The following is a 14,904-nucleotide window of genomic DNA, read 5'->3' on the forward strand; positions in this document are numbered from 1 at the left end:
CATTATAATTCCTTTGTCATATTATTTTAAAAATTTCGTATATTCATTTGAAAGAATAAGAAAATCATGATAAAATTGTGTTACAAATATATCTATATCTTTCAATTTTTAAAACGTATCGAAATTTTCACCCAAAAATGTCATTTTACAAAAACGTGCTAATTTACCTATTTTATTTACATCATGGTCTCTTTTCTTACAATTTCTTTACTTTAGGACTTTTTTTCTGCAACAACTATTTTCTTTTCTTTAAATTTTTGGTATGTATAGTATGGTATAATAGCTCACACGGAGGTGGAAAAGAACATGTTAGAAACCTTTCAAAAAGAATTAGAACTATATGAAAGTAATGCAGAATTATTAAAAGTGCTGGCTCATCCTGTTCGTTTATGTATCGTAAAAGGATTAATTGAGCGCGGTCCAAGCAACGTTTCTACAATGTACACTGGCTTAAACATGCCACAATCTACAATTTCACAGCATTTAGCAAAATTAAAAAGCGCTAAAATCGTTTCTAGTGAAAGAAAAGGATTAGAAATTTATTACAAAGTAGAGAACGAAACAATAATTCAACTCGTTCGCGTATTATTAGGTTAGGGACTAATAATCGAAGAAAAAGAACGTATTCTATATTTTTTATCTCATATCTTTAATATAAATATATATCATGAGAGGAAATATATAATACTACATAAGTCGTATTAAAAAACAAGACACAGTATATACTGTGTCTTGTTTTTTATATTGTTACATACCGCTCCAAATGTAAATGTTGCATATCTTTTGTATGTATAACAACATCAAACGCACTCCCTACTCCTCCATTCAAAATCATAGAACGAACTGCTCGATTTTGTTTTTGCGTTTCAGAAAAAGGATTCGTATCTTGATGGCTCGTAAGCTGTTCTAATATCCCTGCAGCTAACAAGAACTCAGATTGTTTCTTATGCCATACTGCACTCATTCCTTGCATACTAAACATTTCCTTTAGCTCGTCCCAATGAATATGAGTAGTAAGATCCATTTCACCTGGATGCGCTAGTGGGTTACGTATTAGCTTATGCTGATAATACCCTCGCAAACTTCCTTCACGGTGTGCTGGATGCATCCATTCTTCTTTTGTGTATCCGTAATCAACTGTAATACATATACCTTTTTGAAACCATTTCGCAATTTCTTTTATATACTCCTCCATCACAATTGGTACTTCAAAACGTTGCCCTTCAGCAATATGAATATTATATTTCAATAAATATCGACCAATTCTTTTATCTAACGGCCTACATACTTCTGAAAGGTTTCCTTCCTCTGTATATGTAATACGTACTTCATACAACATACCATTTCTTTTCTCAATTATTTCAACAGGAAATGCATCAAACAACTCATTCGAAAAAAGAATTCCCTCGAAAGAATCTCCCATTTCACTATAGGAGGTATAGTACGATACATTAGAAAATGAGCCAAGTTTCTCCTGCTGTAATTCCCTATGAAAAGGGCTCACTTCAATCATTGAATAGTTTAAATCAATAAAGGTTTTTGGAGATAATTGCTTCCATTCTTGTAAAACATCATAGGCAAACTTTCCAGTTCCCCCACCAACCTCACAAATATTCGAAGCAACTTCACCATTTTCAACAAGACGAATAAAAAGTTTAGCAAAAGTTTTTGCAAAAACAGAGGATACATTGCTACTCGTAAAAAAATCCCCTTGTCTCCCAATCTTTTCACGTTCTTTCATATAATATCCATGACCTTCTGTATACAATACAAGGTTCATATACGTACTATATGAAATTGAATAATCCTTTTCTTTTCCCATCCATTCTCTTAAAATGAGCTCCATCCCCATAATGACTCCTTATTGTAAAAACGGATTATTTTCTTTTTCAAAGCCAATGCTTGTTTCTGGACCATGTCCACATAACACTGCTGTTTCATCTGGTAATACAAATAATTTCTCTTCAATACTTCCAATTAATTCAGCAAAACTTCCACCAGGCAAATCTGTTCTTCCAATGCTCATTTGGAACAATACATCTCCTGAGAATACAGCATTCGCCTCTTTACTATAATAAGAAATACTTCCTGGAGAATGTCCCGGCGTCTCAAAAATTTCAAAATTAAATGATCCAATTGTTAATGTACCTTCTGCATCAATAATATGATCCGCTGGTTTTGCTGTAATACTGCGGTTCATCATAAAAATTTGAGAGCCGTTTACAGTTGCATCTCCTAACCAATCTGCTTCTTCTTTATGTACGTATACAGGAATATGAAAAGCGTCTCTTACCGCATCAACAGCACCGATATGATCAAAGTGAGCATGTGTTAATAAAACCGCCAATGGTTTTAATTGTTCTTCTTGTAAATATGTAACGAGCTTTTCACCTTCATGACCAGGGTCAAAGATAATGCACTCTTTTTGATCGTTCATTAAAATATAAGCATTTGTTTGTAATGGGCCTAACGGCATTTGTATCCATTTCATATGAAAATCTCCTCCAGTTATTAAACTTACTTTTAATGATACAACATTTCTTTCTCTGAGGAAAAGAAAGGATGCTATCTCGACAATCATTTTTAAAACATGTACAATATAAAAGAGTAAATATTCCAAAAACTCATAATAAGAAATGGGTAGACAGAGGAGGATATTGTATGGGCCTTGTTATTATTTTTACACTTGTCACTCTGTTAGCTGTATTTGCTACGCTTAGAACACTTCGTGAAAAAAACTTTTTCGCGAGCGGCTTTGCAATTGCAACTGTACTCGTTTTCGGATGGTTTACGATCATGACTGTTCTATATAACGGGTATCCACCAGCAGCTTAATTCGTTTACACTTTATTCTTCATCGAGATTTCACACAAAAAGAGGAAGGGTTCCCCCTTCCTCTTTTCATATTTCACAACTTATATCATCTTCGCTTCGTATTTGTGCTTTTTTACAAGCCAAGCTCCTCCGATAACACCTGCATCATTACCAAGTGTTGCAATAGCTAACTTCGTGCTCTTTACAGCACGTGAGAAAGCGTATTGCTCGAAATAGCGTTGAATTGGTTCTAATAGTGCATCTCCAGCTTTAGACACGCCTCCACCAATAACAATTTTCTCTGGGTTCAACGTACTAGAAAGGTTCGCTACAGCTAATCCTAAATAAGAAGCTACTTTTTCTACTACTTCGCCTGCTAATTCATCGCCTTGTCCAAGTGCTTCAAAGACATCTTTTGATGTAATACGTCCTTCTTCAGCTAACATAGAACGCAACATGCTTTCTTTATTAGTCTCTTGTATTTTTTGCATAGCAACACGTACAATACCTGTCGCAGATGCTACTGTTTCTAAGCAACCAGACTTCCCGCAATTACATGGGAAAGCATTTTCTGTAACTACTGTAATATGTCCAATCTCACCAGCAGCACCACTCACGCCGTGTACAATCTCACCATTGGCGATTACACCACCACCAACGCCCGTACCAAGTGTCATGCAGATTAAATCTTTTGCACCTTCACCAGCACCTTTCCACATTTCACCAAGCGCTGCTAAGTTTGCATCATTATCAATAACAACAGGTAATCCTGTTTCTACTTCTAATAAATCTTTTAGCGGATAGTTTTTCCACCCTAAATTAACCGCTTCATAAATCATTCCAGATGCCACATGTACAGGACCAGGAGCTCCCATACCAATACCAATTAACTTGCTCTTCAATTCGCCTAATTCTTCTAGCTTTTTATCAATTGCTTTCGCAACATCAAGTGTAATATGTTTTCCTTGCTCACCTGTATTCGTAGGGATTTCCCACTTATGTAAAATTTCACCGTATACATTAATAAATGCTAATTTAATCGTTGTACCACCAAGGTCAACACCAACTAACCATTTCTCTTCCATGTTGCTTACCTACCTTTATCTAATTCTTATTTAGCTCTTTTTGAATTTCTTGCTTCAATAAAAATAAAGCTGTTTGATAGTCTTGTGGATCGATTAGCTGTGATTGATTTAATTCACGCAATTCATCTTGCATTAATTGTAAATCTGCAATTCGATCTCCCGTATAAATAATCGTACCAAATTTCTTTAGCAATTGCTGAATATCATAAATAGATACCATTTCATCACCCTCTATGCTCACTTACTATAAAAAATTATAATAAGAAAACGTTCACATATTTTATTATAATCAAGAAGAAAAAGTCTCGTCAATTTTTATTTGTCTATACAAGCTCATTTATAAGCATTGTTCCTTTTTCTGTAATAATTTTTTCTATATTTTTATCAAATGGCTCTACCGGAATGTGTTTTACCATTTGAAAATCATACGCTAATGATAGCGTTTTCCCTTTATAATGCACGAGATAACGATCATAATAGCCACCGCCGTACCCAATTCGCTCTCCTCGTTCTGTATAAGCTACGCCCGGCACAATTTGAAGATCAATTTCATCCACATTCACTTCTTCCGTAAGCCCGGGAATCGGTTCACGTAAATTCATATACACCGTTTCTAATTGATCAAAATTATTAATTTGCCTGAAGGACATCGTTCTTATTCCTTTATTACACTTAGGAACTACAACTTTCTTTCCTTCTTCCCAAGCTTTTTCAATAATAGGATATGTATTCACTTCATTTTCCATTGAAAGAGTAATTCCAATTGTTTTAGCTTCAACCCACTCTTTTTGCGCATACAGCAAAAATGCAATCTGTTCTGATAAAGTTGTATACTGTTCTTTCGATAAAGAATTCATGTGTTCTATTATTTGTTTACGCAAACGCACTTTCTCTTCTTTCACACATTCTCCCCCTTACAGTGACACTTTTCTCTATGATGATAGTGTATCACTTTTAACATAGGAATCGAATAAAAAAAGAAACAGTAGGAAAATATTCCTACTGCTTACTTTGTTTCACGGTGTAACGTAGACTTCTTGTCACGCTTGCAATACTTTTTAAGCTCGATACGCTCAGCGTTGTTACGTTTATTTTTCTTTGAGATATAGTTACGATCTCCGCATTCTGTACATGCTAGAGTAATATTCACACGCATTCTTATTTCCCTCCAGTACTAATAACTTAAATCAGACTATACTATAATACCACTTTTAAAATAAAAATTCTACACCTTTTGATATTGTCTAATTTTTTCTATAAGATTTTTCATGTTTTCCCTTGCTATTACTGGGTTTCTAGCATGTGAATACACTAAAAATTTTGGTTGTTTTGTGTCAGAAACGATATAAGACCACTCTTTTTCAGTATATTTGAACTGTACTCCTTCAAATATACCTTCTCCCTTCCTTTCTATATCATCCAATAATTTCCTCATAATTTCCCCTTTTTCATTCCATGAACATACCACTTCATCATAAAGTAAATAGAGCGGCGGTGATTGATCTACTATGCTGAGAAACGTTTTTCCTTGCAATGCTATTAGCTCGAATAATTTTCCAATTCGATATAAAATATCTCGCTTCCACCTTACTTGAAACGACTTTCTTTCATCCTGCGTATAAAATAGAAGATAACATTCTCCTAACTTCAAAGACATTGGGTAAATATTTCCTGTCGATTCGAGTAAGAAATCTGGAATATCTACCTCTTCCAAATCTGTACCCTGGTAAATATTACTATCCTTATCATATAACTCGAAATAATTTCCTTGCTCAGAAAACATAAGAGCCATATTCGCTTTACTTGATTTCATCAAAGCCTTTACATGATCTTTTTGTTCACTTGCATAAATCCATGTAACTGTACAACCAAGTCTTTGCAGAAAGAGCATAAGTAAATGTTGCAACGTATCATTTCTCTTATTAATAAGAAGATGAAACTTCTGCATCTGTATTTTCTCGATATCAATATGCTCCAATATAACTTCTATATACTCATTCATAGAAACATGAACTAGCTTATTTCGCCCCATTTCTTTCTCATGTACGTAATAAAACAATTCGGACATATATACTTGTTCTATCTCTTTTTGCTGCTTATACGTTAACGGCATGCCAGCTTGACCGTATAACTTTATAACAATCTCATTCTCATTCTCCACTTGGATAAAAACACCACCTGCACATTGCAAATGATGAACACTATATTGAAAAAGTGACTCGTTCATTTCTTTACATTCCATCGTATGAATCCCGATACCATGAATAGCATGTAAAAATAAATTTTTATAAGAGGTTGTTTCTATATTTTCTTGACTTCCAATTAATATACTCTCTCCTTTTGTAAAAAGAGATCCATACGCCATCGCAATCTTCACGATAAACTGGGGAGTAATTTCAACATTCCCTCTTCCTACAATGCGGCTTTTTTGTAACCAACCTGCACTCATTTCACTCTCTTGAATACCAGCCGCTCCTACTATCGAATGACTATCAATCGCCTTATAAGGCCATAGTTTTCCTTTTTGCTTAATTACCGTACTTCTCCCAATATGACAGTGATCCGCTACAACGCTTTTTTGAAACAGTGTAACGTCATCTTCAACTATTGTACGCTCTCCTATTGTCGTTTCTAATAGTTCACAATACTTCCCAATGTGGGCATTTGCAAAAACAATACTTTTTTGAAGATGAGAATAATTTGAAACGATACTATTTTTCCCAATAATAGAATATGGCTCAATTACAGCTCCTGTACCAATCTTTGCTCCTTCTCCAATAAAAGAGGGGCCATGAATTTTCGTCCCTTTGCCAATCGTCACCCCTTCTCCCATCCATACCATCGGTAATACTTCCGTATAAGGAATAGGTACTTGTAACTTTTTCGTTAACAAATCAAATTGTGCTTGTCGATATTGATTAAATGTGCCGATATCTAACCAATAACCTTCTGACAAATATGCGAATAACACATTTTTATTTGCCAATAACGGAAACACATCATGACTGAAATCAAAAAATTGCCTAGGCGGTATGTAAGAAAAGATTTCTGGCTCCATAATATATATGCCTGTATTCACAACATTAGAGACTACCTCATTCCAGCCCGGCTTTTCTATATATCGTGTAACCTCCTGGTCTTTATTCATTACAACCAATCCAAATGAGAGTGGATTTTCTACTTCTTTCACAAACATTGTTACTATTCTTTTCTTTTGTTCATGAAACCTAATTCCTTCTGATAATTGAAAGTCAGTTAATGCATCCCCACTTATCACAACAAATGTTTCATCTAAAAATTGTTCTGCTTGTTTAATACCCCCTGCTGTACCAAGCGGAGGAGAGTCTTCAAAATAATACAAGTTAACTCCCCATTTACTACCATCACCAAAATATTGCTTAATGGTCGTACTCATATATTGAACAGTAATTGCAATTTCACGAATACCATGCTGGCGTAATAACTCAATATTGTATTCTAAAACTGGTTTTTCTAATAATGGTAACATCGGCTTTGGAGTATTACATGTTAATGGTCTAAGGCGTCTTCCTTTTCCTCCAGCTAAAATAACCCCCTTCATATACTTCAGCCTCCACTTATATAATGTTCAGTAGCTCCATATACCATATGTATATTCTCTATCCCACATGAACTAGCAGCATAAACTTGATTAGTTAAACGAATCCTCATTTAAAAGACCCTATAATTAAATTTCCCACTTATAAAAACGTACGGTTCAAACTCAAAGAAAGCGCTTACTATTAATTGATAAATACTACTTATTAACGAACAACATATATACTAATTTTCCCATTACATTATGATACATCTTATCATCATAAACTAAAGGAAACAACGAGCTTTTTTTGTCATGTTTTGACTAAAAAAAGCAGGTGATTTCTTATCACCTGCTTTGATTCCTACTCATTCAATAAATAATGCTTTCCTTTTACTAAATAAAAGACATTTTCAGCAATATTTGTAATATGATCTGCTACACGCTCAATATATCTCGCCACAAATGATAATTGTGTAATTTGCGTAATTGCTTCTGGTTGTTCCGGAACTGAAGATATAAACTCACGAATTGATTTTCCATATATTTCATCAACAGAATCATCCATTTCAGCGATTTGTTTCGCAAAAGTTAAATTTTCTTGTTCATATGCTTCTAACGCTAAATGCAACATCTCATTTGCAATCGCAAACATTTCATCCAGGTTGTGCAAACTAACAGCCACTTCTTTTTCCCCAAGACGAATTGTAGCCTTTGCAATATTAACAGCATGATCTGCAATACGCTCTAAATCTGTCGCTGTTTTAATTGAAATAAAGATCCTTCTTAAGTCACTTGCTACAGGTTGCTGCTTCGTAATAAGCATAAGTGCAAGATCGTTTATTTCCTCTTCTAAATTATCCATGCGGTAATCACCATCAATGACCTCTAACGCTTTCTCTACATCCCTTGTATGCAGACCTTCCATAGCAATCAATAAAGCCGCATTTGCTAATTCTCCAAGCTCGATTACCTTTTGCTGTAACACTTTTAAATCACCTTGAAACTGTTCTCTTACCATTTTTTCTTCCCCCTCAATATTATGTGCCATTATATATAAAGTGAAACTTTAATCAACCCTCATCAATCGGGCTTTTACAGGCGGCCCGCCATCTAACTTCTTTGCTTTTGTTGAATTTTGAAATCCGGGCTTACTGCCCGCAAATAGCGGGATAAATCTCCTACATAGCCTCTTACGCTTGTAATAAAACTTAAGATAAGGGAAGTATTACTTCCCTATTAAAGTGAGATAAAAATAAGAAATGCCCTCTGTTAAGAGGGCATTTTCTCTTAGCTTTGCGACGATATCAGCCAAAGCGACCTGTAATATAATCTTCTGTACGCTTATCTGAAGGAGTCGTAAATAATTTGTTTGTATCTGTATACTCCACAACTTCCCCGCTTAAGAAGAAAGCAGTTTTGTCTGAAATACGCGCTGCTTGTTGCATATTATGCGTTACGATAACAATACTAAAGTCTTTCTTTAACTCTTGAATTAATTCTTCTACTTTTAATGTTGAAATTGGATCTAATGCCGATGTTGGCTCATCCATTAAAATAACGTCTGGCTCAATAGCTAAGCAGCGTGCGATGCATAGACGCTGTTGCTGTCCACCAGATAAACCGTATGCATTATCGTGCAAACGATCTTTTAATTCATCCCAAATCGCTGCTCCACGTAAACTTTTTTCAACAATTTCATCTAATGTCTTTTTGTCACGAATACCATGGATTTTTGGACCGTATGCTACATTCTCATAAATAGATTTTGGAAATGGATTTGGCTTTTGGAACACCATTCCTACATGTGTTCTTAATTCTTCAACTGGATATGATTTATCAAATATATTGCGTTCTCTATATTCAATTACACCTGTAGTTCGAACGATCGGTACTAACTCTACCATGCGATTTAACGTTTTTAAGTACGTTGATTTACCACAGCCACTTGGACCGATAATGGCTGTAACTTCATTCTCATGAATACTTAAATTAATATCTTTTAAAGCATGGTCTTCCCCGTACCATAAATTTAAGTTTTTCGTATCAAATACTACTTTCTTTGGCGCAGTCTCGATCTTCTCTTCGTTTTTCACCTGTACATTTACTACTGTTGCTACCATTTGAATTCCCCTTTCATCCACTTCCAACTTATTTTCGATTTCGTAACCATAAAACAAATATATTGATAAATAGCAACAAACCTAACAAAACAATCATCCCAGCTGCTGCTACATACTGAAATTCTTCTTGTGGCCTACTCATCCAATTAAAAATTTGGATTGGTAAAACTGTAAATCTATCAAACATACTAAATGGAACATAATTTGCAAACGCAAGTGCCCCGATCACTAATAGTGGTGCTGCTTCTCCAATTGCTCTTGATATCGCTAACGTACAGCCCGTTATAATCCCTGGAAAAGCATATGGCAATACAATTTGATACATCGTTTGCCACTTCGTAGCACCTAATCCGTAAGAACCCTCTAATAATACACTTGGTACTGATCGGATTGCTTCTTGACTCGCCACAACAACTGTCGGTAAGACGAGTAAACTCATCGTCAGTGCTGCTGCAACTATACTCTCTCCTAAATGAAGAGCGTATACAAAAATAGTTAAACCAAGCAATCCAAATACAACGGATGGTACTCCTGCTAACGTTTGATTATTAATCTCTACTATTTTTTTAAATAGAGATTCCTTCGCATATTGCTCTAAATAAAGAGCTGTTCCAACTCCAAATATAAAAGAAACAGGTATAACAATACTCATAAATAATATTGTCCCTGACAAAGCTGCAGCAATACCAGCTTCTTTCGGATTACGTGAAGCGAAATTTGTAAAGAAATCTATTGAAAGATAACTTATACCTTTTTCAACAATTTGAAACAGTAACACAGACAAAATTACGATTGAAAATAAAATTGATATATAAAATAACAATTTGTAAATTCGATCTTTTAAAAAGCGTGATGCCATGTTTTTTTGTATTTTATTATGATTCAACATTCGCATATTATGTCATCCTCCTAAAACGGCGCATAATAGACTGCGAAATGATGTTCATAATAAAAGTAAACATAAATAAAGTTGCACCTACAGCATACATGCTGTAATACGTAACCGTTCCATGCGGAGCATCACCTAAACTTACTTGCACAATATAGGCTGTTAACGTTTGAATAGAATGTGTCGGATCAAGCGATACATTTGGTGTGGATCCTGCTGCAATTACAACGATCATCGTTTCACCAATTGCACGAGAAGCCGCTAATATAATTGCTGCCATAATCCCTGTAAAAGCGGACGGAAACACCACTTGTTTTACCATTTCAAACCGCGTCGCTCCGAGTGCTAATGAAGCTTCTTTCGTCCCTTTCGCCACAGATCTCATCGCGTCTTCAGATAGAGATGCAACTGTAGGCATCATCATAAATCCGATAACGATTCCTGGACTAATCGCATTAAAAAACTGTAAATCTGGTATAATCCTTTGTAAAAGCGGCGTAACAATTGTTAATGCAAAAAAACCATATACAATTGTCGGGATACCTGCTAATAGCTCTAACATCGGCTTTAATATTTTCCGTGCACTATTTGAAGCATATTCGCTTAAAAATACAGCACACGCTAAACCGATAGGAATTGCCACAAACATAGCAATCGCTGTTACAAGGAACGTTCCACATATAAGTGGTAATATACCGAATTTAGGATCTTCAAAAAATGGTAACCATTCTTTCTCCGTCAAAAAGGAGTATAATGATATTTTTTGAAAAAACATGATTGTTTCATTAGAGAGCGTAAAAACAATTCCAAGTGTCGTCACAATAGAAACGCTAGCAATTATTTTTAGTAATAAAGGTACTATTCGATTGATTCGCTGCGTTTTTTTTCTTTGCTTTTTATTTCTTTCAATCAAATGTTGTACAGAAAATGTAATTTGACTTTTGTCATTATGAGCCAAAGATGAAAACCCCTTTCCACCCTGACATTACCTTTTTATTTCTGTTAACATACGCAGCTGTTCATTGTATTTTTCTTTTCGCAATTTTACATAACCGACCTCTTCAGCGAGGTTACCAACATGCTGAATCATAAACTCAACATAGTTTGCTACATTCATTTTATTTCGGATAGATGCATTATTCACATAAGTAAGTAGCGGCCTAGATAACGGCTTATATTTACCTGATTGAATGGTCTCTTTCGTCGGAAATACACCATTTACTTTTATTGCTTTCACCTTATCTCGATTAGCCATATAATAAGCATATCCTACAAAAGCAATGGCATGTTTATCATTCATTACCCCTTGCATAATAACTTGATCGTCTTCAGACAAAGAGACTTTTTTTACAATGCGATGATTTTGTAAGATGACATTTTGAAAATAATCATACGTACCAGAGTCTACGCCTGGTGCATAAAACTTCACTTGTTCACGTGGCCATGTTGAATGAATTTGTGACCATCGCTTCTCTCTTCCATCTTCACTCCACAGTAGACGTAACTCGTCTACTGACATATCGTCTACCCATGTATTGTGCCAATTCACAACAATTGTAAGACCATCGTTAGCAACCTCAAAAGGTGTGAATTGAATAGAGTTTTTCTTCATTTCATTTTTCTCGACTTGTTTCATTACTCTCGAAGCATTATTTATATCTACTTCTCCTTTACTGAAACGATTAAATCCTCCCCCAGTTCCAGAAATACTGATGGAAATTTTCACGTCTGGATGCACCTTTGTATATTCCTCCGCTACTGCTTCTATAATAGGAAAAACCGTTGAGGATCCATCAACTCTCACTTCTCCCGTATCATTTAAAGCAAATGCAGTAGACATTTCAAAACAGAGGAACCATATTGATAGTACGAAAATTTTAATCGGTGTACGCATCCATTTCACGTGTTCTTCCTCCTAGAAGTAACCAGAAATAACAGGATTACAGATATAAGAATACTGCTAAACTATTAATTCGGTTTTAATTGTTTGTAAAAGTTTTGTAAAGTTCCACAAAGATCAACATACGATACAATTTTAATCAGTAGTAGCTATTCATCTTCTCTGATGATTTCCCTATAAAACAGTTATCCCCTATCTCATCATATACAAGTATCATTTATACGGCCGCGTGTTTTTCAGTGTTGTATACTTGTCCACATTTATTACACGATATGCATAAACCATAAAAAAAAGCACACTATCTTTTCAGATAGTGTGCTTTTTTACAAATTTTTTATTCATCATCTTGATCTTTATTTTTATTGTCTTTGTCATCTTTTGGAGTTTCACCATTTACTTCTTTGTTTTTCAAATCAAAGTAAGCGTCCATAATTTCACGACCAATATATCCATTAATACCAGTCTTATCATCATGTACCCATGGAACGACAACAGAGAATGCTACTTCTGGATCTTCAAGTGGCGCATAACCTACTAATGTTAAGTTATATGTTTCCACACGTTCACCGTTTGCCTTTCTACCAATCTCTTTATCTCCGCCATACACAGTTTGCGCGGTACCTGTCTTCCCTGCCGCTTTATATTTTGCACCTGTAAAGTATTTTGTAGCTGTACCACCTGAATCATTATACACTTGTCTAAATCCTTCTTGAACACGTTTAATTTGCGATTCTGGCATATCAACACGATTTAATACTTTCGGTTCCATAGATTGAACAACTTTCCCAACTTCATCTGGTTTCACTGCCGGTTGACGAATTTCTTTTACAACTTGTGGTTGCATACGATATCCGCCATTGGCAATCGTCGAAATATATTGCGCTAATTGAAGCGGTGTATACGTATCATACTGTCCAATTGATAAATCTAGTAAGAAACCTGGTTGACTACTTCTACCCATCTGACCAGCAGATTCATTCGGTAAATCAATTCCTGTTTTTACACCAAGTCCAAACTGTCCGAAATAATAACGCATCGTATCAAATGCTTTTTGAGGTATATCTAACGTACCACCCCTCACATATGGAACATCGGCGATATTCATCGCTGTTTTAAACATATAAACGTTAGAAGACATTTTTAAAGCTGTAAGGTCATTAATGTATCCCATCGTTTTCCAAGACGATTTCGTAGGTGTACCTTTTAATTTAATTGGTTCATCCAATTGCACCGATCCTGGTTGAATCGCACCAGTTTGATATCCTGTAAGTACTGTTGCACCTTTTACAGTTGACCCCATCGGATAAGAACTTGTCATGGTACCTAATGCAAAGTCATTTACTTTCGTTTGACCATCTTCGTTAACTAATTGTTTCCCCGCCATAGATAAAACTTCACCATTTTTTGGATTCATCATTACAACGAATGCGCGATCTAAAAGAGGTTCGCTTCCTTTAAATCTCATTAAATTCTTCGCAAGAATATCTTCCACACGCTTTTGTAATTCCATATCAATTGTTAAGTTCAAGTCATTACCACTTTGTCCTTTTGATACATTAATCGTTTCTAAAATATTACCGTTTTTATCTGTAACATTTCTAACTTCTGCTTTCGTACCGTGCAGGCTATCTTCATACTGTTGTTCAAGATAACTTTTTCCTACTCGGTCATTTCGATTATAATCACGAACAAGATAGTAATCTAGTCTTTCTCTCGGTAAGCCTTCATCAGATGTCGACACCCCACCAAGTACACTTCGGAATAAATCATCGTACGTATATTTTCGATCCCAATCAACATTCGTATCTACACCTGGTAATGCTGCTAGGTTTTCACTAATAATCGAATATTCCTTTTCTGTAGCATCCTTTTTAATAACTTGAGGTGTCATTGCATATCCGCCGTCCATCTTACTTTTAATCGCTAATATTTCTAGATCTTTTGCGGATAATTGATTAATCTCTTCTTCTGTTACACGACTTCGCTGACGCTCGTCTAATTCTTTATCATCAATTTTTTTATCTTTAAACTCTTGACGATCTTTATTCGTAATTTTTTCTTTAGCTTCCTCTTTATGCATAGCAAGCCAATAATCTTTTTTATCGCGATCTGTTAATTTATCTGTCGGTACTTCAATCAAATCTGCTAGCTTTTTCGCTGTTTCTAAGCGATCCTCTGCCGTTGATCCTTTCATTTTTGTAAATGTAATAGTACGAATGGCTGCATTATCTACTACAGGTCGCCCATAACGGTCAAATATTTTCCCACGCGGTACAGGATTACTTATCGTTGAGTTTTCTTTCTTCTCCACTTCATTCTTATATTCTTCACCGCGAACAATTTGTACATATCCGAGCCTTACAATAACCGCGGAGAACATTAAAAACACGCAGAAAAACAGCACGTTTAACCGAAAAGGAACGTGGGTCTTTTTCTTATTTTGCTTCTGCTTCTTGCTCATACAAACCCCCTCTACCAACAGCTATGTAATGTGAAAGGGACACCTTCATACAGGTGTCCTCACTGCTGTTTTACAT

General features: G+C 35.3%; 15 protein-coding genes. 2 read left to right on the plus strand and 13 right to left on the minus strand.

Annotated elements, in window-relative coordinates; all coding sequences use genetic code 11:
• The first annotated feature begins 306 nt into the window (after positions 1-306).
• Positions 307-597 (plus strand): metalloregulator ArsR/SmtB family transcription factor, encoded by a 291-nt coding sequence (locus tag C4S65_RS07710; RefSeq protein ID WP_000894377.1) that lies wholly within the window; start codon positions 307-309, stop codon positions 595-597.
• Between the two features lie 142 nt (positions 598-739).
• Here C4S65_RS07710 and C4S65_RS07715 read toward each other — a convergent pair whose 3' ends face one another.
• A complete protein-coding gene (locus C4S65_RS07715; protein WP_000525145.1) occupies positions 740-1,852 on the minus strand; it encodes an SAM-dependent methyltransferase in 1,113 nt (370 codons plus the stop codon).
• Between the two features lie 9 nt (positions 1,853-1,861).
• On the minus strand, positions 1,862-2,491 hold the full coding sequence (locus C4S65_RS07720; protein WP_000871225.1) for an MBL fold metallo-hydrolase: 630 nt from the start codon (positions 2,489-2,491) through the stop codon (positions 1,862-1,864).
• Between the two features lie 170 nt (positions 2,492-2,661).
• Here C4S65_RS07720 and C4S65_RS07725 point away from each other — a divergent pair, with 170 nt between their 5' ends.
• A complete protein-coding gene (locus tag C4S65_RS07725) occupies positions 2,662-2,835 on the plus strand; it encodes a DUF2759 domain-containing protein (RefSeq protein ID WP_000524852.1) in 174 nt (57 codons plus the stop codon).
• A gap of 80 nt (positions 2,836-2,915) precedes the next feature.
• On the opposite strand, the gene glcK is transcribed toward C4S65_RS07725, so the two are convergent.
• The 11 genes from glcK to C4S65_RS07780 form a co-directional block, all read right to left on the minus strand.
• Positions 2,916-3,899, minus strand: coding sequence for a glucokinase (gene glcK / locus C4S65_RS07730; protein WP_000391701.1), 984 nt, complete (start codon positions 3,897-3,899; stop codon positions 2,916-2,918).
• 19 nt (positions 3,900-3,918) lie between these two features.
• Complete coding sequence (locus tag C4S65_RS07735; protein WP_000253699.1) at positions 3,919-4,119, minus strand: YqgQ family protein; 201 nt, start codon at positions 4,117-4,119, stop codon at positions 3,919-3,921.
• A gap of 103 nt (positions 4,120-4,222) precedes the next feature.
• Positions 4,223-4,801, minus strand: coding sequence for a 5-formyltetrahydrofolate cyclo-ligase (locus C4S65_RS07740; protein WP_000656862.1), 579 nt, complete (start codon positions 4,799-4,801; stop codon positions 4,223-4,225).
• 104 nt (positions 4,802-4,905) lie between these two features.
• Positions 4,906-5,055 (minus strand): 50S ribosomal protein L33, encoded by a 150-nt coding sequence (rpmG, locus tag C4S65_RS07745; RefSeq protein WP_001265616.1) that lies wholly within the window; start codon positions 5,053-5,055, stop codon positions 4,906-4,908.
• A gap of 69 nt (positions 5,056-5,124) precedes the next feature.
• Positions 5,125-7,479, minus strand: a complete 2,355-nt coding sequence (locus C4S65_RS07750) for a sugar phosphate nucleotidyltransferase (protein ID WP_098358454.1) — start codon at positions 7,477-7,479, stop codon at positions 5,125-5,127.
• A gap of 340 nt (positions 7,480-7,819) precedes the next feature.
• Positions 7,820-8,476 (minus strand): phosphate signaling complex protein PhoU, encoded by a 657-nt coding sequence (gene phoU / locus C4S65_RS07755; RefSeq protein ID WP_000251245.1) that lies wholly within the window; start codon positions 8,474-8,476, stop codon positions 7,820-7,822.
• A 286-nt stretch (positions 8,477-8,762) separates the two neighbouring features.
• On the minus strand, positions 8,763-9,578 hold the full coding sequence (pstB, locus tag C4S65_RS07760) for a phosphate ABC transporter ATP-binding protein (RefSeq protein WP_000226681.1): 816 nt from the start codon (positions 9,576-9,578) through the stop codon (positions 8,763-8,765).
• A 28-nt stretch (positions 9,579-9,606) separates the two neighbouring features.
• The gene (gene pstA / locus C4S65_RS07765) at positions 9,607-10,473 is read right to left on the minus strand and encodes a phosphate ABC transporter permease PstA (RefSeq protein WP_001242570.1); all 867 of its coding nucleotides are present in this window, start codon (positions 10,471-10,473) and stop codon (positions 9,607-9,609) included.
• 1 nt (position 10,474) lies between these two features.
• On the minus strand, positions 10,475-11,425 hold the full coding sequence (gene pstC, locus C4S65_RS07770) for a phosphate ABC transporter permease subunit PstC (RefSeq protein ID WP_000940894.1): 951 nt from the start codon (positions 11,423-11,425) through the stop codon (positions 10,475-10,477).
• 27 nt (positions 11,426-11,452) lie between these two features.
• Positions 11,453-12,370 (minus strand): PstS family phosphate ABC transporter substrate-binding protein, encoded by a 918-nt coding sequence (locus tag C4S65_RS07775; protein ID WP_000871824.1) that lies wholly within the window; start codon positions 12,368-12,370, stop codon positions 11,453-11,455.
• Positions 12,371-12,701: 331 nt separating this feature from the next.
• Positions 12,702-14,828: a penicillin-binding protein 2 gene (locus tag C4S65_RS07780; protein WP_000038979.1), complete on the minus strand. Its 2,127-nt coding sequence runs from the start codon at positions 14,826-14,828 to the stop codon at positions 12,702-12,704.
• Positions 14,829-14,904 lie beyond the last annotated feature (76 nt).

The sequence above is a fragment of the Bacillus sp. ok061 genome (assembly GCF_900108285.1).
In the GTDB taxonomy this organism is placed as follows: Bacteria; Bacillota; Bacilli; order Bacillales; family Bacillaceae_G; genus Bacillus_A; species Bacillus_A thuringiensis_S.